Origin of the sequence: Allobosea thiooxidans (assembly GCF_900168195.1) — a bacterium.
In the GTDB taxonomy this organism is placed as follows: Bacteria; Pseudomonadota; Alphaproteobacteria; order Rhizobiales; family Beijerinckiaceae; genus Allobosea; species Allobosea thiooxidans.
The window spans coordinates 86,423-105,700 of the sequence record NZ_FUYX01000011.1 but is presented as its reverse complement, the minus strand read 5'-3'; the positions used below and the strand labels follow the sequence as shown (position 1 = coordinate 105,700).

Annotated in this window: 19 protein-coding genes; 4 read left to right on the top strand and 15 right to left on the bottom strand. The window is 67.4% G+C overall.

Annotation, left to right across the window (positions count from 1 at the left end; genetic code table 11):
* Window positions 1-156: 156 nt before the first annotated feature.
* From glpX to B5Y19_RS18725, 6 genes are all read right to left on the bottom strand, one after another.
* Window positions 157-1,155, bottom strand: a complete 999-nt coding sequence (glpX, locus tag B5Y19_RS18750; protein ID WP_055726346.1) for a class II fructose-bisphosphatase — start codon at window positions 1,153-1,155, stop codon at window positions 157-159.
* A gap of 47 nt (window positions 1,156-1,202) precedes the next feature.
* Window positions 1,203-2,549 (bottom strand): homoserine dehydrogenase, encoded by a 1,347-nt coding sequence (locus tag B5Y19_RS18745; RefSeq protein ID WP_055726345.1) that lies wholly within the window; start codon window positions 2,547-2,549, stop codon window positions 1,203-1,205.
* A 75-nt stretch (window positions 2,550-2,624) separates the two neighbouring features.
* On the bottom strand, window positions 2,625-3,437 hold the full coding sequence (locus tag B5Y19_RS18740; RefSeq protein ID WP_055726344.1) for a class I SAM-dependent methyltransferase: 813 nt from the start codon (window positions 3,435-3,437) through the stop codon (window positions 2,625-2,627).
* 165 nt (window positions 3,438-3,602) lie between these two features.
* Entirely contained in the window at window positions 3,603-4,034 is a 432-nt protein-coding gene (locus B5Y19_RS18735; protein WP_055726343.1) for a hypothetical protein, read from the bottom strand.
* A 186-nt stretch (window positions 4,035-4,220) separates the two neighbouring features.
* The gene (locus B5Y19_RS18730; protein WP_055726486.1) at window positions 4,221-5,441 is read right to left on the bottom strand and encodes an LL-diaminopimelate aminotransferase; all 1,221 of its coding nucleotides are present in this window, start codon (window positions 5,439-5,441) and stop codon (window positions 4,221-4,223) included.
* A gap of 148 nt (window positions 5,442-5,589) precedes the next feature.
* Entirely contained in the window at window positions 5,590-6,828 is a 1,239-nt protein-coding gene (locus tag B5Y19_RS18725) for an MFS transporter (protein ID WP_079591915.1), read from the bottom strand.
* A gap of 111 nt (window positions 6,829-6,939) precedes the next feature.
* Here B5Y19_RS18725 and B5Y19_RS18720 point away from each other — a divergent pair, with 111 nt between their 5' ends.
* Window positions 6,940-7,848: a LysR family transcriptional regulator gene (locus tag B5Y19_RS18720; protein WP_055726342.1), complete on the top strand. Its 909-nt coding sequence runs from the start codon at window positions 6,940-6,942 to the stop codon at window positions 7,846-7,848.
* Window positions 7,849-7,863: 15 nt separating this feature from the next.
* On the opposite strand, the gene B5Y19_RS18715 is transcribed toward B5Y19_RS18720, so the two are convergent.
* A complete protein-coding gene (locus B5Y19_RS18715; RefSeq protein ID WP_055726341.1) occupies window positions 7,864-8,229 on the bottom strand; it encodes a hypothetical protein in 366 nt (121 codons plus the stop codon).
* Between the two features lie 116 nt (window positions 8,230-8,345).
* On the opposite strand from B5Y19_RS18715, the gene phaC reads away from it, so the two are divergent.
* Both phaC and B5Y19_RS18705 read left to right on the top strand, forming a co-directional pair.
* The gene (gene phaC / locus B5Y19_RS18710; RefSeq protein ID WP_055726340.1) at window positions 8,346-10,169 is read left to right on the top strand and encodes a class I poly(R)-hydroxyalkanoic acid synthase; all 1,824 of its coding nucleotides are present in this window, start codon (window positions 8,346-8,348) and stop codon (window positions 10,167-10,169) included.
* A 121-nt stretch (window positions 10,170-10,290) separates the two neighbouring features.
* A complete protein-coding gene (locus tag B5Y19_RS18705) occupies window positions 10,291-10,530 on the top strand; it encodes a hypothetical protein (protein WP_055726339.1) in 240 nt (79 codons plus the stop codon).
* On the opposite strand, the gene aac(6') is transcribed toward B5Y19_RS18705, so the two are convergent.
* Window positions 10,527-11,003, bottom strand: a complete 477-nt coding sequence (gene aac(6') / locus B5Y19_RS18700; protein ID WP_055726338.1) for an aminoglycoside 6'-N-acetyltransferase — start codon at window positions 11,001-11,003, stop codon at window positions 10,527-10,529. The genes B5Y19_RS18705 and aac(6') overlap by 4 nt on opposite strands.
* Window positions 11,004-11,107: 104 nt before the next feature.
* On the bottom strand, window positions 11,108-12,436 hold the full coding sequence (locus B5Y19_RS18695) for an OmpP1/FadL family transporter (RefSeq protein WP_176168660.1): 1,329 nt from the start codon (window positions 12,434-12,436) through the stop codon (window positions 11,108-11,110).
* 406 nt (window positions 12,437-12,842) lie between these two features.
* On the opposite strand from B5Y19_RS18695, the gene B5Y19_RS18690 reads away from it, so the two are divergent.
* Complete coding sequence (locus B5Y19_RS18690) at window positions 12,843-13,691, top strand: fumarylacetoacetate hydrolase family protein (RefSeq protein ID WP_055726336.1); 849 nt, start codon at window positions 12,843-12,845, stop codon at window positions 13,689-13,691.
* Between the two features lie 279 nt (window positions 13,692-13,970).
* Here the strand turns inward: B5Y19_RS18690 and B5Y19_RS18685 are convergent, their stop codons facing one another.
* From B5Y19_RS18685 to rpsI, 6 genes are all read right to left on the bottom strand, one after another.
* Complete coding sequence (locus B5Y19_RS18685) at window positions 13,971-15,068, bottom strand: helix-turn-helix transcriptional regulator (RefSeq protein ID WP_079591914.1); 1,098 nt, start codon at window positions 15,066-15,068, stop codon at window positions 13,971-13,973.
* Between the two features lie 117 nt (window positions 15,069-15,185).
* The gene (gene argC / locus B5Y19_RS18680; protein ID WP_055726334.1) at window positions 15,186-16,121 is read right to left on the bottom strand and encodes an N-acetyl-gamma-glutamyl-phosphate reductase; all 936 of its coding nucleotides are present in this window, start codon (window positions 16,119-16,121) and stop codon (window positions 15,186-15,188) included.
* A gap of 383 nt (window positions 16,122-16,504) precedes the next feature.
* Window positions 16,505-17,461, bottom strand: a complete 957-nt coding sequence (gene speB, locus B5Y19_RS18675; protein ID WP_055726333.1) for an agmatinase — start codon at window positions 17,459-17,461, stop codon at window positions 16,505-16,507.
* Window positions 17,462-17,472: 11 nt separating this feature from the next.
* Window positions 17,473-17,751 carry a hypothetical protein gene (locus tag B5Y19_RS18670; protein WP_055726332.1) on the bottom strand — a complete coding sequence of 93 codons (279 nt, stop codon included), beginning with the start codon at window positions 17,749-17,751 and terminating at the stop codon, window positions 17,473-17,475.
* Between the two features lie 190 nt (window positions 17,752-17,941).
* The gene (locus B5Y19_RS18665; RefSeq protein WP_055726331.1) at window positions 17,942-18,694 is read right to left on the bottom strand and encodes an SDR family oxidoreductase; all 753 of its coding nucleotides are present in this window, start codon (window positions 18,692-18,694) and stop codon (window positions 17,942-17,944) included.
* Window positions 18,695-18,798: 104 nt separating this feature from the next.
* A complete protein-coding gene (gene rpsI / locus B5Y19_RS18660; RefSeq protein WP_055726330.1) occupies window positions 18,799-19,278 on the bottom strand; it encodes a 30S ribosomal protein S9 in 480 nt (159 codons plus the stop codon).

Here is a 19,278-nt window from a genome sequence, read left to right as displayed (position 1 = left end):
GTCATGCTCGGGCTTGACCCGAGCATCTCGTGACAGGGGAGGCTCCAGAGCCTCCTCCGGCCTGAGATTCTCGGGTCAAGCCCGAGAATGACGCCTCAACGGCTGGGACTCCGGGATCGAGCCTACGGCCCGCCCCGGAATGACGACAGTTGCAGCTCAGTCGAGCTGGAACTTCGAGAACTCGCGGTGCTCGCCATAGATGCGGCGCACCGTGCCGGTGACCGAACGATAGACGATCGTCTCGGTCTCGATCACGTCCTTGCCGAACTTCACGCCCGAGAGCAGCCCGCCATCGGTGACGCCGGTGGCGCAGACGATGACGTCGCCCGAAGCCATCTCCGACATGTCGTATTTCTTGTTCGGGTCCTTGACGCCCATGCCGGCCGCGCGCACGCGCTTCTCCTCGGTGTCGAGGATGAGGCGGCCCTGCATCTGGCCGCCGACGCAGCGCAGCGCCGCCGCGGCGAGCACGCCCTCGGGGGCGCCGCCGATGCCGAGATAGAGGTCGATGCCGGTCTTCTCCGGCTGGGTGCAGAAGATCACGCCTGCGACGTCGCCATCGGTGATCAGGCGGATCGAGCAGCCGGTCTTGCGGACCTCCTCGATCAGCTTGGCATGGCGCGGGCGGTCCATGATCAGCGTCGAGATCTCGTGCGGCTTCACGCCCTTGGCCTTGGCCAGCGCGTTGATGTTGTCGGCCGGCGAGGCGTCGAGATCGATCACGCCCTGCGGATAGCCCGGGCCGATCGCAATCTTGTCCATGTAGACGTCGGGTGCGTAGAGCAGGCTGCCGGCGCCGGCCATCGCCATCACGGCGATCGAGCCGGGCATGTCCTTGGCGCAGAGCGTGGTGCCCTCGAGCGGGTCGACGGCGATATGAACCTTCGGCCCCTGCTTGTTGCCGACCTTCTCGCCGATGAAGAGCATCGGCGCCTCGTCGCGCTCGCCCTCGCCGATGACGATCTCGCCATCGATCGGCAGGCGGTTCAGCTCGCGGCGCATCGCGTCGACGGCGGCCTGGTCGGCCGCCTTTTCGTTGCCGTGGCCGCGCAGGCGGGCGGCGGAGACGGCGGCGCGCTCGGTGACGCGCACGAGCTCCATCGAGAGATAGCGTTCGATGATCTGATCGGGGGAGATACGGAGATCGACGGACATGAAATGGTTTCCCCTTGCAATGCGGCGGGTGGAATCGACCGTGAGGCCTATTCCCGCTCTATGCGGATAACTTGCGGCGGTTCCGCGACATGACCGTCGGCCGTGACTTTTTCCAGCGCGGCGCGGATCGCGGTCTCGCTGGTGGCATAGGTGATCAATACCACAGGAACAGGCGCGCCGGAGCGGCCGCCCGGGTCGCGATGGGCCGCTTCCGGCGAACGGCGCTGGACGATGCTCTCGAGCGAGATATCCGCCTCGGCCATGCGGGTCGCGATGGCGGCGGCGGCGCCCGGCCGGTCTGCGACTGCGAGACGGACATAGTAGCCGCCCTCATGGCGCTGCATCGGCGCGCGCTTGGCCTCCTCCAGACGCGCGACCGGCAGGCCGAAGGGCAGGCCGGCGGTGCCGCGCGCGACATCGGCGATGTCGGCGACGACGGCCGAGGCCGTCGGGTCGCCGCCGGCGCCGGGGCCGACCAGCGTGATCTCGCGCACGGCGTCGGCATCGACGCTGACGGCGTTGAGGACACCCATCACCTGCGCGATGGCGGAGGATTTCGGCACCATGGTGGGATGCACGCGCTGCTCGATGCCGGTCTTGGTGCGCTCGGCGACGCCAAGCAGCTTGATGCGGTAGCCGAGATCGTCGGCCATCTTCAGATCGAGCGGCGTGATCGCCGAAATGCCTTCGACATGAATCGCTTCGGCGTCGATCCTCGTACCGAAGGCGAGGCTCGTCAGGATGGCGAGCTTGTGGGCGGTGTCGAAGCCCTCGACGTCGAAGGTCGGGTCCGCTTCGGCGTAGCCCAGACGTTGCGCGTCCTTCAGGCAGGCCTCGAAAGTCAGCCCCTCTTCCTCCATCCGCGACAGGATGTAGTTGCAGGTGCCGTTGAGGATGCCGGAGATGCGGCTGACATTGTTACCGGCCAGCGCCTCGCGCAGGGCCTTCACGATCGGGATGCCGCCGGCCGAGGAGGCCTCGAAGGCGAGCGCCACGCCCTTGCTTTCGGCCAGCTCCGCCAGCGCGACGCCGTGCGCCGCGAGCAGGGCCTTGTTGGCGGTGACGACATGCTTGCCGGCCGAGAGCGCGGCCTCGACCGCCGCCTTGGCCGGGCCGTCCGAACCGCCCATCAGCTCGACCACGCAATCGACATCGTCGGATTTCGCCAGCGCGACCGGATCGTCGAACCAGGTCAGGCCGCCAAGATCGACGCCGCGGTCGCGCTTGCGATCGCGGGCCGAGACGGCGACGACCCGGATCGCCCGGCCGCAGCGCGCCGCCAGCGCATTCTCCTGCCGTTGCAGGATCTTGAGCACGGAGGCGCCGACCGTGCCGAGGCCGGCAAGTCCGATGCGCAGGGGCTGGGAGGCGTTCGAGAGAGGCGCGCTAGTCATTCGCGCGGGGTCGCATGGGGCGCGGCGCGAGTCAACGGAGAGCGACGCTCCGACGCCCGCGAAATGGCACCGATACTAGTCGCGCTCGGCCGAGACGACGAAGGCAGCGATGGCTCCCTCGATCGGGCCGGAGCCGAAGCGACGCTCCAGCGCCCTCGCCACCGCCTCGGTCACCGCCATGAGCCCCGGCGCGCCACGCGCCTCGATCTCGCCGCGGATCGGCGTGCCCTGGCAGAATCCCGTCGCGACATCGAGCGCGGAAGCGGCGCGGGCAACCCGCTCGACACGTTCGATCGCCGGCCTCGCGAAGCCGCCGGCCATGACATCGAGCTCGATCGTCCCGATGTCATGATAGCCATGCGGCGTGCGCTCGATGAAGCGGGGAGGATCGTCCGGGAACGCCTCGAACAGCGCCTCCAGCAGCACCGCCGCGAAGTCGTTATGGGCGATGGCGTCCCAGGTGTTGAACAGATAGCGCCCGCCCGGCCGCAGGACACGCCGCACCTCGGCATGGCTCTTCGGCTTGTCAGGAAAGAACATCACGCCGAACTGGCAGGCGGCGGCATCAAAACTCTCGTCCGCGAAGGGCAGATCAAGCGCGTCCGCCTGCTGCCACGTAACCCTGTCGTCGCCGGCCAGCTGGGCAGCAGCGAGCTCGAGCATCGGCTGGTTGAGATCGGTCGCGACGATGCTCGCCCCGTCGAGGCGCGCCGCCATCGCGCGCGTCAGCGCCCCCGTCCCGGCCGCCAGCTCGAGGATGCGCGAGGGCCGCCCGGCCATGACGCGGGGGGCCAGATCCTCGGCATAGGGACGAAAGATCAACGGTACGAGCAGCCGCTCGTAGATCTGCGGAACGGGACCGGCGAAAACCTTGTCCGTCGCTTCCATGGCAGCACCTGTCGCAGCGCCCCGCAGGCAGGATAGCCCAGCAACCGATGCGGCGAAACCGCATTCGAATGACCCACTTTGCGGCGGCCCCGCAGCGTCTGTGCGCGGACCGGCAGTGGCGCGGGCCGCCGCTGGCTAGAGATTCAGCTCCTGGCGCCGTCAGCCTCAGCCGAAATGGCAGACGACTTCGGCGGCGACGCGCTTCACCTTGCCATCCTCGAAGCCGAGATAGACACGCAGCAGATTGCTGCCGAAAGCCGTCGCCTTGATGGTGTGCAGCGCTTCGATCGAATTGCCTTCGGAGACCGTGCTGTTCTCGACGGCGGGCGTCCAGAACCAGGGCTTGGGCGGATCGATGCTGACTTCGGTGAGCCGACGCTCGGCCTCGGCCCGGTCGGTCCCGATGGGAATGTAGCGGGTGACGATATCGGTCGCATCGCGAGCGCATTCGCGCCCGTTCGTCACCGCAAGGACCTCCTCGACCAGGGCCGAGCGGGTCTCAGGGATGCGCCCCCTGGAATAGTCGTAGGTCGCCACGAGGCAGACGAGGGCGAAGACGGCGAAAGCGACGCCAAGCAGGCGACCTTTTCGGGACATGGAAACAGGCCTCGGACGCGATGCGGAGCCATCCGTCCGCGCTTTCCGGGTTCCCATGTTTTGCGGGCGCGGTCCAGAGCCTGAGGGACACGGTGTCCAGAAGAAGCGCTACGCCGTCATCCCGGACACGCGCGAGCGGCGCCGGTCCGGGATGACGGTGACCTGTTCTGAACAGTGCGGAGCGCCCTACCCCGCCTTCGGCATCTGGATGACGTTGTGCAGCGTCGCGTCGGCGCTCTTCAGGAAACGGCCGATATTGCGCGCCGCCTGACGGATGCGCTGCTCGTTCTCGACGATGGCGATACGGACATAGTCGTCGCCATGCTCGCCGAAACCGATGCCCGGCGCGACCGCGACCTCCGCCTTCTCGATCAGGAGCTTCGAGAATTCGAGCGAGCCGAGATGGCGGAACTTCTCGGGAATCGCGACCCAGGCGAACATCGAAGCCTCCGGCGCCGGGAATTCCCAGCCGGCCTTGCCGAAGCTCTCGACCAGCGCGTCACGGCGCTTGCGATAGATCTCCCGCATCTCGCGGATGCAGTCGTCCGGGCCGTTGAGCGCGGCAGCCGCCGCGACCTGGATCGGCGTGTAGGCGCCGTAGTCGAGATAGGACTTCACCCGCGCCAGCGCGGCGAGCAGGCGCTCGTTGCCGACCGCGAAGCCCATGCGCCAGCCGGCCATGGAGAACGTCTTCGACATCGAGGTGAACTCGACCGCGACGTCGATCGCGCCCGGCACCTGCAGCATCGAGGGCGGCGGGTTGTTCTCGTCGAAATAGACCTCGGCATAGGCGAGGTCCGACAGCAGGATGATCTCGTGCTTCTTCGCGAAGGCGACGAGGTCGCGGTAGAAATCGAGCGTCGCGACATAGGCCGTGGGGTTGGCCGGATAGCAGGTGACGAGGGCGATCGGCTTCGGCACCGAATGCATCATCGCCCGCTCCAGCGCCGGGAACATCGCCGGCGTCGGCTCGGCCGGGACGGACCGAATCACGCCCCCCGCCATGAGGAAGCCGAACGCATGGATCGGATAGCTCGGATTCGGCACCAGCACGACGTCGCCGGGGCCGGTGATCGCCTGCGCCATGTTGGCGAAGCCCTCCTTCGAGCCCAGCGTGGCGACGACCTGGGTCTCGGGGTTCAGCTTCACGCCGAAGCGGCGCTCGTAATAATTCGCCTGGGCGCGGCGCAAACCGCCGATGCCCTTCGAGGCGGAGTAGCGGTCGGTACGCGGCTTGCCGGCGGTCTCGACCAGCTTCTCGATGACGTGCTTCGGCGCCGGCAGGTCGGGGTTGCCCATGCCGAGGTCGATGATGTCGACCCCCTTGGCGCGCTCGGCGGCCTTGATCTTGTTGACTTGTTCGAAAACGTAGGGCGGCAGGCGCTTGATGCGGTGAAAATCGGTCATTTCGAACAGGTCCTCGGCCGGGATCACCGGCTGCACGTATTTTGCGCGGATCACTTCCTTGCGCAGAAGGTGCTTACCACCGCATCTTTCGTCAGGACAGAGACAAAAACGCAAGAATCTATGGATTCTTGTGCGGCGCACTCCTCCCTCACAACCGCCTGCAGCGCCAATCGACCAGCAACATGGCCAGCGCCAGCACGACGCCCGTGCCACAAACCGCCGGCCAGCTCCCCAGCGACCACAACAGCCCGGACAGTGCCGATCCCACCGCCCCTCCAAGGAAGAAGAGCCCGACGAACAGAGCGTTCAGGCGTCCGCGGGCCTCGGGCTGCAACAGGTTGATCGCACGGCGCCCCAGGGTCTGGTCGCCGGTGACGCCGATATCGACCACCACGGCCCCGAGCCCGAGCAGAAGCAGCGGCCAGACCGCAGACGAGCCGGCTCCGAACGCGCCACCCCAGCCGGCAAGGACGAATGAGACCGCCACCAGGAGATGGCAGGCGATCGTTGCCGGCCGGGTCCAGCCACGATCGCCAGCGCGGCCGAAGAACGGGGTCACCAGCGCCCCGCCGGCACCGGCCAGAGCGAACAGAGCGATGCCGCGCTGATCGAGCAGGAAAGGCGGTCCGGCGAGCCGAAGCGCGACGGCGGTCCAGAACAGGCTGAAGGCAGCCATGGCGAGTCCGGCGCTCAAAGCTCTGACGCGCAGGACCGGCTCGTTCCGGAGCAGGTGCCAGAGCGACAGGAGCAAGGCGGAATAGCGCGTCCTGGCCTGTGCCGGCCGCCTTGGCAGGCGCAACGCGAGAAACACGGCGAGTGCGGCCATCGCGGCGCCGCTCAGCCCGTAATAACTGCGCCATCCCCAGAGATCGGCGACAAAGCTCGCCACGGGCCGGGCCAGCAGGATGCCGACCATCAGCCCGCTCATCACGTCGCCGATGACGCCGCCGCGGCGCTCCGGTGCGGCCATGCTCGCAGCGATCGGGACGAGAACCTGGATCGCCGAGCAAGCCGCGCCGAGGCAGGCCAGGGCGACGAGCAGCGTCGCGGCCGAAGGCGCGAAAGCCGCGGCCAGCGCGGCGATTGCGGCGCAAGACAGCATCCGCACCACGAGCGCGCGATTTTCGACGATGTCGCCGAGCGGCACCAGCAGGAACAGCCCGGCGGCATAACCGAGCAGCGTGGCCATGGCGATCAGCCCGCTGACCGACTGCCCAAGCCCCAGCGGCGGCGCCATCACGCCGATCAGGGTCTGTGGCGCGAAGACATTGGTGACGATGAGCCCCACCGAGACGGCGAAGACGCGCGTCAATCCGGGGGTGATGCACTGGTCGGCACGCTTCAGGGCGAGCGATCCCGAGGCAGTGCCCGATACGGTTCGTTCCATCGACGTTGCAGCTCCGAGGTCCTGTAACCGGTCCAGCCGGGCTGCGTATTTATTCTCCGGGCTCAATATGCTACAATTCAATAATCACTATAATGATTATACGAATTCAGCATGAACATACCTGATCTGGAAGCGTTCGTCGCCGTCGTCGAAACAGGCTCCATCGTCGCCGCTTCGGCACGGCTCAATCTCACGCAGCCCGGCGTGACGCGGCGCGTCCAGAATCTGGAGGACCGCCTCGGCGTGGCATTGCTGGATCGCCAGTCGAAGCCGCTGAAGCCGACGACTTCGGGGCGGGAGGCCTATGAGCACGGCCGGCGCATCCTGCGCTCCCTGGCCGATCTCAAGGCGAGCCTCTCGCCGCTGGGCGACCCCGATGGCGAGTTCCGGCTCGGAATCATGCCCTATCTCTCGGACGAAGCGCTCATCTTCCCGCTCGATCGACTGCGCGCCGCATTTCCGCAGCTCACGCTACGCATCACAGCGGGCTGGTCACCGCGGCTGATCGAGCAGGTCTCGCACAGCGAGATCGACGCCGCCGCCCTCTGCCTGCCCGACGGCGTCCCGCCGCCGGACGAACTGATCGGGGAGGAACTCGGGGTTCAGCGCGTGCTGCTCGTCGCAGCCCCGGCGCTGGGCGTGCCGAGCCGCCCGAGCCTCGCCGAGCTCTCGCGGTTTCCCTGGGTCATGAACGAGAGCGGATGCGGCTTCCGGGCCTTCATGCGCCGCAGCTTCGAGGCCGCCCGCCTTCCCTTCCAGGTCGGCGTCGAGGCCTTGAGCGCGGATCTGCGCATGTCGCTGGTGGCGCGCGGACACGGCATCGGGATCGTCACTCCCGCAGCCTTCGCCGGAAGCCCGTGGCACGAAGCGATCGAAGTGATCGACACGCCCGACTTCAGGCCGCAGGTCCGCTCCTGGTTGCTGCACCGCCCGCCGGCGGGCCGTCTCGAACGCCCGATCGCCCTGTTTCGCGATGCGCTGATCGAGCGACTTCGTCAGGGCGAGCCGCTCAAGGGGTGAGACCGCGCAGCCCGGTCAGTTCTGCGGCTGGACCTTCGCCGGCTCCGGCGGCGGGGTGGCGCCGAGCGACTTGGCCGTCTCGCCCGCCGCCTCGTTGGCCTTCTGCTTCGCCTCGAGCTCCGACTCGATCTTCTTGTAGTCGTCGACCGGCTTGCGCGGAGCGGTACGCGTCACGCTGGAGCCGACCGGGATGTACTGGACCTCGGCGGGACGCGTCTCCCGGACGAAGGCCTTCGATTGCTGCGGCGTGGTGGCCATGCCGGCCGCCTCGGCCACGCCCTTGAAGCCTTCATCGCCGGCGCAGCCCGCCAGCACGAGCCCGACGGCCGCCAACACCGCGAAGGTCAGATGCGGCTTTTTCGCGGGCATTTCGATCAGCATGGGGTCATCCAGCAGTTCAACGGAATTCGCTTGGTAAAGCACAGCGGCTGCGTCCTTAATAGGACCAAAATGGGAAGCCATGCGCTATCCTAAAACAAGAGGGGAAAGGACGTTTCATGAGTCGCCATGCCGACGACAGGACGAAGGGCAGCGCAGGCCCGGCGGAGCCGGCGACTCCTGACTTCGATCAGTTCGCGCAGAACATGGGCCGGCTCGTGGAGGAATACGGCAAGGTCACGGCCGCCTATCTCAAGCCGCTCGAGCGCGGGCAGGCCAAGACCGGCCAGGCCGACGAGGCGAGCGACATGGTCAAGACGCTCGGCCGCGTCGCCGAGAAATGGGTCAACGACCCCGCCAAGATCATCGAGGCGCAGGCCTCGCTCACCGGCGACTTCATGAATCTCTGGAGCGCCGCCTTCAAGCGCGCCGGTGGCGAGGAGGTCGCGCCCGTCGCGGAACCCGACAAGCGCGACAACCGTTTCAAGGACCCGGACTGGACCAACCATCCGACATTCGACTTCATCAAGCAGGCCTATCTGATCGGCTCGCGCTGGGCCGAGGCCATGGTCGAGGGCGCCGACGACCTCGACCCGCACACCCGCGACAAGGCCCGCTTCTACATCAAGCAGATCGCCGGAGCGCTCTCGCCGACCAATTTCGTCGCCACCAATCCCGAGCTGCTGCGCGAGACCTTGCAGCAGAACGGCGAGAATCTCGTGCGCGGCATGAAAATGTTCGCCGAGGACGTCGAGGCCGGCGGCGGCGAGCTCAAGATCCGGCAATCCGACGCCAGCGCCTTCGCCGTCGGCGTCAACATCGCGACGACGCCGGGCAAGGTCATCTTCCGCAACGAGATCATGGAGCTGATCCAGTACGCGCCGTCGACGCCGCAGGTGCTGAAGCGGCCGCTGCTGATCGTGCCGCCCTGGATCAACAAGTTCTACATCCTCGACCTCAACCCGGAAAAGAGCTTCATCCGCTGGTGCGTCGAACAGGGCCTCACCGTCTTCTGCATCTCCTGGGTGAACCCGGATGCGCGCCATGCCGCCAAGGACTTCGAGAGCTATATGCGCGAGGGCATCTTCGCCGCCCTCGATGCGGTCGAGGAAGCGACGGGCGAGAAGCGCGTCTCCGCCATCGGCTATTGCGTCGGCGGCACGCTGCTCGGCGTGACGCTGGCCTATATGGCCGCCATCGGCGACAAGCGGATCGAAAGCGCGACCTTCTTCACCACCCAGGTCGACTTCTCCCAGGCGGGCGAACTCTCGGTCTTCGTCGATGAGGAGCAGATCCGTGCCATCGAGGAGCAGATGGCCAAGACCGGCTATCTCGACGGCTCGCGCATGTCCGGCGCCTTCAACATGCTGCGGCCGAACGACCTGATCTGGTCCTATGCGGTCAACAACTACCTGAAGGGCAAGGCGCCCGCCGCCTTCGACCTGCTCTATTGGAATTCGGATTCGACCCGGATGCCGGCGGCAAACCACTCCTTCTACCTGCGCAACTGCTATCTCGACAACAAGCTCGCCAGGGGCGAGATGCAGATCGGCGGCAAGGCGCTCGACCTCGGCAAGGTGACGATGCCGGTCTACAACCTCGCCACGCGCGAGGACCACATCGCTCCGGCGCAATCCGTCTTCAACGGCTCGCAATGCTTCGGCGGCCCCGTGGAGCATGTCGTGGCGGGCTCCGGGCACATCGCCGGCGTCGTCAATCCTCCGGCCAAGGTGAAGTACCAATACTGGACGGGCGGGTCGGCCAAGGGGCGCTATGCCGACTGGCTGGCGAAAGCGGAGGAGCATCCGGGCTCGTGGTGGCCGCACTGGTTCGCCTGGCTGGAGGCGCAGGCGCCGAAGAAGGTAGCGGCGCGCGAGCCGGGCGGCGGCAAGCTGCCGGCCCTCGCCGACGCGCCCGGCACCTATGTGAAGGTCAGGGTCTAGAGGCAAGCCGGACGGGCTTCCGCAACGGAGGGGCGAGGCATTGCCGGCCCAAACGCGCGCCTCTGGCTTTGCCGAAAGCAGCGACTCTCTTTAGACGGCCGCCTTTTGCGAGGCTGAGCCGATGAGAATCCTGAGAGTCGTCCTGGTCGTGGCGATCACTGCCGCTGCGACGATCGGCTGGCGCTGGTACAGCTATGTCAGCAACACCGCGAGCCCCTATGAGGAAGTGGGCATCGAACTGAACAGCCGGATGCCGGGCCCGATCAACAAATGGGGCTGCGACAAGCTGCACGCCAGCTTCGGCAATGTGCTGCCACCCTATGGCTGCCAGGGCGGAGTCGATGGGCGCCAGTGGCGCTAGCCTGCCTTCGTCTCGTCGGCCGCGACGGCCTTGCGGAAGAAGACCACGCGCTCGGTCTCGACGAAGCCCAGAGCACGGTGAAAGGCGAGGCTGGCGTGGTTGTCGATCACGGCGTCCGATGCGAACTCGCTGCAGCCGAGCGAACGCCCCCAATCCTCGACGGCGCGGCACAGGTGCCTGGCGACGCCGCCGCGGCGATGATCCGCCCGCACGAAGATGCCTTCCAGGAAGACGACAGGCGACGTCTCGCAGCCATTGACGTAATCGCTCCGCAAGGCGGCTTCGGCGAAGCCGACCGCCTCGCCCGCCGCCGTCACGGCCAGGCAGGCGAAGGAGCGCACATCTGCCGAGAGAAGGTCCTCGGCCAGCTCGTCGCGATGCGCATCCGCGCCCTGATCGGGCCAGAGCGCGGCACGCAGCTCCGCCCAGGCCACGAGATGCCGTCGCTCCGCCCGCTCGATGCTGATCGTCATCCCGGCTCTCCGCAGTCCACCTCATCCCCTACCCCATGCGGCAAGGGCGCACAAAAAAAGCCGGCCCCGAGGGGCCGGCTCTTCAAACGCGTATGCCGTCCGGCTCAGTACTTGCGGACCGCCGGCTGCACCGGAAGGGTCTGGGTCGGATCGTCCCAGCGATAGGTGATGCCGATCGAGGCGATGTGGACATAGGGCTTGGCCTCGGCGGTGTAGAACACCGCGCCCTGCTGCGGATGGGCACCGTTGTAGTTCACCGACGCCTTCTTCACGTCGATATAGGTGTAGCCGAGATCGACCTTGATCCGGTCCGTGACCTGATAGCTGGCGCCGGCGCTGAGCCAGAGCCGGTCATTGTCCGAAATGAAGATGGTGCGGTTGCGGTCGTTCACCGCCGACATCTCGTAGCCGATACCGGCGCGCAGGGTCAGGTCGCGGCTGTACTTGTATTCGACACCGCCCGAGAAATACCAGGCATCGTCATACTGGAAGTTCAGGCTGGTCGCGGGGCGGCCGTTGAGCTCGTTGACGACCGGGATGTTGCGGAAGCGGCTCCAGTTGGTCCACTCGACCCCGGCATGGACCTGCCACTGGTCGTTGATGACCTGCGAAAGACCGAAAACGACCGAGTCGGGCAGGTTGAGATTGGCCTTGACCGGCAGCACCAGAGGAGCGCCGGGGGCGCCACGCAGCGTGCCGTCCAATGTCTGGCGCACCGCCGAACGGTAGGCCACGCCGATATTGGTGCCTTCGAAGGGCGTCAGCGTGAAGCCGAAACGGTAGCCGAAGTCGATCGTGTCGCCTTCGATGATCACCGGGGTCGCCGCCGGGCCGATGCCGTTGGCCTGCTTCAGCGAGGCCTTGAGCCACTGAACCTGCAGCGCCGCACCGACGGAGAGCCAGTCATTGACCTTGTAGCCGATGGTCGGCGCGACGTTGATCGTCGCCACCTTGGCCGAACGCCCATAGATCTGGGCGGCGTGAACCTGGTTTTCGGGCTTGGAACGCAGGCCGTAGGGCGCGCCGGTGGTCATGCCGATCCAGAACCGGTCAGTCAGCTGCCAGGCGCTGGCGGAAGCGGGAATGAAGGCGCCGTCGCCGCCGATATTGCCGGTGCCGTTCTGGATCGGGCTCGCCGGTCCGCGCGGCGAGCCGAGGCGCGTCACCGAGGTCGGCTCGTAGTCGCCATTGGCGTTCAGATAGGTGAAGTTCCAGTTGCTGTGCCGGCCCGGGAACATGGTGATGGTCGCCGGGTTCCAGGCCATCGCGCCCAACCCGATGCCGCCTGAAGCAGCGCCGGCATAGGCCATGCCGAGGCCTTCGGCGCCCTGGCCGCTGCGGATCGCGAAAGAACTGGCCGAAGCGGCGCCCGCGGCAAGCAGCGCGGCGAGGGAAACCGTTGCCGCTGCGGCGGTATGAACAAGGCCCTTCATGGAATCCATCCCGGTTTAAGCTTCTTTGAGGCCCCCCGACCTCGCTTGATTCGGAGCATGCCGCGAGCCGTTTCCCGCCGCAATCCCGCCTCGATGGCTCGAATTTGCGACATCAAACCGCCGCAACATGGCAAAACGCGCCGAAAGCAGCGATTTTCGACGTTTGGCCCGAGAGATTGTTCAGAAACATACGGTTTATATGAGAACTATCCCGCTTTTCTGCGGGTTTCCCGGTTGCGGGCGGCTTTGCCGGCAATGTCGCTTTGGTCCGCGCCGTTGCATTCCGGCAACAAAGCGGCCAGCTTCCTGCCGCGTGCGCGCCATGCGCCGGGACGGGCTTGTCTTTCCGGCCGGCATCCGGTCAGAGTCGCGGCCCATTTAGATCGTTTGAAACGGGGGAAACACCTTGAAACTGCTCCGCTACGGCGCGCCCGGCCAGGAGAAGCCGGCTCTTCTCGATGCCAAGGGCGGGTTGCGTGACCTGTCCGGCGTCATCCCCGACCTCGCCGGCAAGGCGCTGACTTCGGCCTCGCTCGCCAAGCTCAAGGCGCTCTCGCCGGAATCGCTGCCGCTCGTCTCGGGCTCCCCCCGCATCGGCGCCTGCGTCGGCGACGTGCGCAACTTCATCGCGGTCGGCCTGAACTTCGCCGATCATGCGGCCGAGACGGGATCGCCGATCCCGAAGGAGCCGATCCTGTTCAACAAGGCGCCGAACTGCATCGTCGGCCCCCATGACGACGTCATCATCCCGAAGGGCTCGAAGAAGACCGACTGGGAAGTCGAACTCGCCATCGTGATCGGCGACGGCGGCTCCTATATCGAGGAAAAGGACGCGATGGCGGCCATCGCCGGCTTCTGCGTCTGCAACGACGTCTCCGAGCGCGAGTTCCAGCAGGAGCGCGGCGGCCAGTGGGCCAAGGGCAAGGGCTGCCCGACCTTCGGTCCGCTCGGCCCGTGGCTGGTGACCACCGACGAGATCAAGGACGTGCAGAACCTCGCCATGTGGCTCGATGTCGATGGCGAGCGTGTCCAGAACGGTTCGTCCAAGACGATGATCTTCGGCGCCGCCTATCTGGTTCATTATATCAGCCAGTTCATGCGGCTGGATCCGGGCGATGTCATCACCACCGGCACGCCTCCGGGCGTCGGCCTCGGCTTCAAGCCGCCGCGCTTCCTGAAGGGCGGCGAGGTCGTGACGCTCGGCATCGAGGGCCTCGGCGAGCAGCGGCAGAACTTCGTCGCCTACAAGGGCTGAGCCCAAAGGGCGATCTACGCCCCGGCTGCACATCGGAAGACGCCGGCGTTGCGCCGGCGTCTTTTCTTTTGGGCTGAGGTCATGCGCACGGGCGGCATGCGCGAAGCTGGGCACGGAACCGGGCCGACGGTGGCATGCGAGGGGAAAGGGCGCCGTCAGGCCGCTTGACCCGGCCGTGACGGCGCAAGATGCGTCTGCCGACAGCCATGGGGCCGCCCTGCAGCACCACTGTCGCCCAGTCCCTCGTCTCGCGCATCCCCCAAATGGGGGCGGGCCGGGTCACCGCGGCAGCGTGGCGCTCTTGAGCAGCCCGACGAGATCCGCCTGCCGGCGCGTACCGGTCTTGGCCAGGATCCGCTTCAGCGTGGTGCGGGCCGTAGCCTCCGTCACGCCGAGCCGCCGCGCGGCCTCGCGCGGCGTATGCGCGGAGGCGATCGCCGCGGCCAGCCGCGCCTCGGCCGGAGTCAGGTCGAACAACCCGGCTATCACGCCGGCTTGGGGCCCCGCGCCAGGCAGCACCGGCGTCGCGACCACGATGGCGCTGGCGAAGGAGAAGACGTCGCGCGCCTGCCCGCTGACGGGCGCAACATGCAGGACCATCGGCGCCCCGCCGCGCGACGGGATCGGCAAGGAACGCACCGGCTGGGGAAGATCGGGCCGTGCCAGCGCCGCGATCGCCGCGGCGAGCATCTCGTCGGCCGGCGCATGCGCCAGGGCAAGACGGGCCGCCCGGTCATGAAAGACGCCCGGCATCAGATCCTGGAACAGGGCATTCGCCTCGATCAGCTCTCCCCTCAGGCCGAGGACGGCGGCAGGCAGCCCCATCATCTCGAGCGCCTGCGAGGCGGCCCGCGCCCGCTCCATCGCCAGGCGGCGGCCGAGCAGACCGGCGCGGGCGAAATGCGCGCGCAGCCGGTCGAGCGCGGCGATGCCGCCGGCATCGACCGAGCCTTCGGAGAACGACCTCTCGCAATGGACGATGGTCATGTCGCCGGTCGGGGCGGCGATCGCCGTGGCGACGCCGGAGCCGTAGCCGGCCGGGATCAGGATGTCCTGATAGAGCGGCTCGCTCGCAAGCTCCTCGTCGCTGAAGACGTCCGCATCGGTGATGAAGCCGTGCCGCCCATGCACGATCAGGCGCTGCGCCCGCTCGTTGACCGCGAACGGGATACGGCGAAGGATCTCCTCGTAGCCCTCGGCGAAGTCCGGCGACGAGGCCACCAGCCGGGCCTCGTTGTCCAGCACCGTTCCAAGCAGGGCCTCGCGGCAGCCTGCGAGGCGGGCGGTGTCGCGCAGCACGCGCGCCCATCCCTCCGGCACGATCGCGGCCTCGTAGATGCCGTCGATCAATGAATTCTCGAATTCGCTGCCCGGCACATCGGTCCCCTTTTTTGGGACCACTTTAATGAGGCGCGAGCAAAAAGAACTCCTCCAAATGGAGGGGTTCCCCCTGCCCGCAGCCTCGGGCTCTCGGCCAGCGAGCGCCTGGCGGCCTCAGCCTTCCGGGAGCCCCAGCATGAGGCGGATATTCTGCACGGCCGCGCCCGACGCCCCCTTGCCGAGGTTGTCGAGCCTGGCGATCAGCACAGCCTGGCCGAGATCGTCCTGGCCGAAGACGCGCAGCTCGAGCTTGTTGGTGTCGTTCAGGGCCTCAGGCTCGATCTTGCCGCCCATGCCCTCCTGCGAGTGCACGCTGACATAGCTCGAGCCGGCATAGCGCTCGGCCAGCGCATGATGGAGATCGGCGATGCTCGGCCGCCCCGGCAGCGTATCGAGATGCAGCGGCACCGAGACCAGCATGCCCTGTCGGAAATTCCCGACCGAGGGCACGAAGATCGGCCGCCGCGTCAGCCGGGCATAGGCTTGCAGCTCCGGCAGGTGCTTGTGGCGCAGGCCCAGGCCATAGAGCTCGAAGGCCGGCGCCACGCCAGTCTCATAGTCCTCGATCATCGACTTGCCGCCGCCGGAATAGCCGGAGACGGCATTGATCATGACCGGATGGTCCTGCGCCATCAGCCCGGCATCGACGAGCGGGCGCAGCAACGCGATGGCCCCGGTCGGATAGCAGCCGGGATTGGCGACGCGGTCGGCCTTGGCGATCTTCTCGGCATGGCCGGGGGCGAGCTCGGCGAAGCCATAGACCCAGCCCGGCGCGACCCGGTGCGCGGTGGCGGCATCGACGATCTTGGGGGCGTCCGCGCCGAGCTCGTCGGCGAGCGCGACCGATTCCTTGGCGGCCTCGTCCGGCAGGCAGAGCACGACGAGATCGACGCTCGCCATCATCTCCTTGCGGGCGGCCGGATCCTTGCGCTTGCCCGGGTCGATGCTCTTGACCGCAACCTCCGGCACGACGGCCAGCCTCTCGCGGATGCCGAGGCCGGTGGTGCCGGCTTCGCCGTCGATGAAGATGGTTTTCAGGTTCTGGCTCATCAGGACCCCCGATCGCTGGGCAGGCACGTCAATGGATGGGCTTCAGGCATAAAAAAACCGCGCTTCTCGGCGCGGTCGCGGGCGTTCGGTCATCGGCCGAGCGTCATCGCGGGCGCGCCGGGGCGGCCTGATAGGGGCGACGTCGGATGAAGCTCTTCACCATGGCTCCGTATATGTTCGCGCTTGAGCCGGGTGTCAATCGAAGCTTTGGAGCAGGCGTCATTCTCGGGTGGAGCGAAGCGCAGACCCGAGAATCTCTTGCAGAAGGAGGCACTGGAGCCTCCGTGTCATGAGATGCTCGGGTCAAGCCCGAGCATGACGGCGTACAAACTCGAAAACACGATTCATTTGAATCCCTTCGCCGCGCCTCCTCGCAAACCGATTCAGTTGGCCTGCTTCAGCGCCAGCGCCTGGATATGGTGCTGCACGATGGTCGAGGCCGCGATCGCCGTGATGTCGGCATGGTCGTAGGGCGGCGAGACCTCGACGACGTCCATGCCGCGGATGTCGAGGTCGCGCAGCGCCCAGAGGATACGCAACGCCTGATCCGCGCTGAAGCCACCGGAGACCGGCGTGCCCGTACCCGGCGCGAAGGCCGGATCGAGCGCATCGATGTCGAAGGTCAGATAGGCGGCCCCCTGCCCCACGCGCTCGCGGATTCGCTGCGCCGTCCCGGCGACGCCGAGCGCATGCGCTTCGTAGGCATCGAGGATGGCGATGCCGCAATCGCGCGGCGCCACCGTGCGGATGCCAACCTGGATCGAGCGCTCGACATCGATCAATCCCTCGCGGACCGCCTCCAGCACGAAGCTGCCATGGCCGATGCCGCCGGGGCCGTCGTCCCAGGTGTCCTGATGGGCGTCGAACTGGATCAGGGCCAGCTTGCCGTGGCGGGCGACATGGGCGCGCAGCAGCGGCAGGGTGATGAAATGGTCGCCGCCCAGCGTGACGAGATGGGCGCCGGCTGCGAGGATGCCCGAAGCCTCCGCCTCGATCGCCCGGGCGCAGCCCGGCAGGTCGCCGCGCGGCAAGGCGCAGTCGCCATAATCGACCGCCGAGAGCCGGGCGAAAGGGTCGATGCCTGATGGATATTGCGGATCGCCGTCGAAGATCGCGCTGGCCCGCCTGATCGCCTGCGGCCCGAAGCGCGCGCCCGGCCGGTTCGTAACGGCGAGATCGAAAGGCACGCCCCAGATCGCGAGGTTGCAGCCCGCGACATCCTTGCCGTAGCGGCGGCGCATGAAGGAGAGCGCGCCGGCATGGGTCGGATCGGCGGCGCCCCCGTGCCTGTCGCCGGTGAAGGCGTGGTCGATCGGCGGCTTGTCGGTCGTTTCGGACATCGTCGTCTCAATCAGCGGCGGGCGGTGAACCAGACATAGAGGCACCAGGGCAGGATCAGAGCGAGCGCCGTCAGAACGAGCCGCAGCATCGTCCAGGCGTTCGGGTTGTTGAGGGCGCGGCCGTCGAGCTCCGGCACGCCGTGGATGAAGCCGAGCGCCACCGCCGGAGCCAGGAAGATGGCGAGCGCCCGGCCGATGCGCCGCCCGCTCGGCAGGTCCTCGCGGGCCAGCATCAGCAGGGCCGGCGCGGCGATCATGCCGAAGGCGATCAAGGTGAGGAGGATGCGCATGGGCTTCCGGGCAGGTTGTCGACGGCGACGACTATATGTCCTGTCCCAGCCGCGCCGTCATCCCGGACAAGCAGCGAAGCCGCGTCGATCCGGGTCCATACCAGCGCGCTTCCGACAGAGGTTCAGCCATGGATCCCGGGTCTCCCTTCGGTCGTCCGGGACGCCTGCGCAGTTGGCAGAAGAGTGGAGGCTACCGCCCGCCGGAGACCTTGAGGATGATGCCGGTGGTGTAACTCGAAGCATCCGAGAGCAGGAACAGGGCCGCCTCGGCGATCTCGTCGGCGGTGGCGGCGCGCTTCAGCGGGATCAGCGGCGCAATGCGCGCGACGCGACCGGCCTCCCCGGTCGACAGCGCATGGATCTCCGTCTCGGTGATGCCGGGAGCGACCGCATTCACGCGGATGCCATCGGATGCGAGCTCCTTGGCGAGGCCGAGGGTGAGCGAATCGACCGCGCCCTTCGAGGCCGCGTACCAGACATATTCGCCGGGCGAGCCGATCTCGGCCGCCACCGAGGAGATGTTGACGATCGCCCGCGCCGGCGCCGCCGCATTGGCGATGAGCGCGCGGGCCGCTTCCCGCGCCACCAGGATCGCGCCGGTGACGTTCACGTCGATGCATTCCCGAATGATGGCGGCGTCCGTTTCGACGAGGCGGCCGGACCGGCCGGTGATGCCGGCATTGTTCACGACATGGGTGAGCGGACCGAGCGCCGCCTTCGCCTCGGCGAAGACGCGAAGGATGTCGGCCTCGCTCGCCATGTCGCCTTGCAGCGCGACGGCCTTCGCTCCGGCGGCCTCGCAGGCTTTCGCAACCTCGCCGGCCGCCTTCGCATTGCTCTGATAGTTCACCGCGACATCGTAGCCGCGCCCGGCCGCCATGATGCAGGTCGCGGCGCCGATGCCGCGGCTGCCGCCGGTGACGAGGAGGACGGGGCGGGTCATGGCGAGCTCCTATGCGCTTCTCTGCTTCCGGGAACGAGGCAGAGAATACGAAAAGGGCGGCTCTTGCGAGCCGCCCTTCCGCATACCGGTAATCCCGGAAACGATCAGCGCTTCGAGAACTGGAAGCTGCGGCGGGCCTTGGCCTTGCCGAACTTCTTACGCTCGACGACACGCGAGTCGCGGGTCAGGAAGCCTTCCTTCTTGAGCGGGCTGCGCAGCTCCGGCTCGTAGAAGGTCAGGGCCTTGGAGATGCCGTGGCGCACCGCGCCGGCCTGGCCGGAGAGGCCGCCGCCCTTGACCGAGACGATGACGTCGTACTGGGTCATGCGGTCGACGAGCTGCAGCGGCTGCGCCAGAACGAGACGCAGCACCGGGCGGGCGAAATAGACCTCCTGGTCGCGGCCGTTGACGGTGACCTTGCCCGAGCCGGGCTTGATCCAGACGCGGGCGATGGCGTTCTTGCGCTTGCCGGTGGCATAGGCGCGGCCCTGGGCATCGACCTTCTTGACGTGGACCGGAGCTTCCGGCTGCGCGGGCTTGGCGACGTCGCCAAGCTGGGAGAGCGACTGAAGAACCTCGGCCAT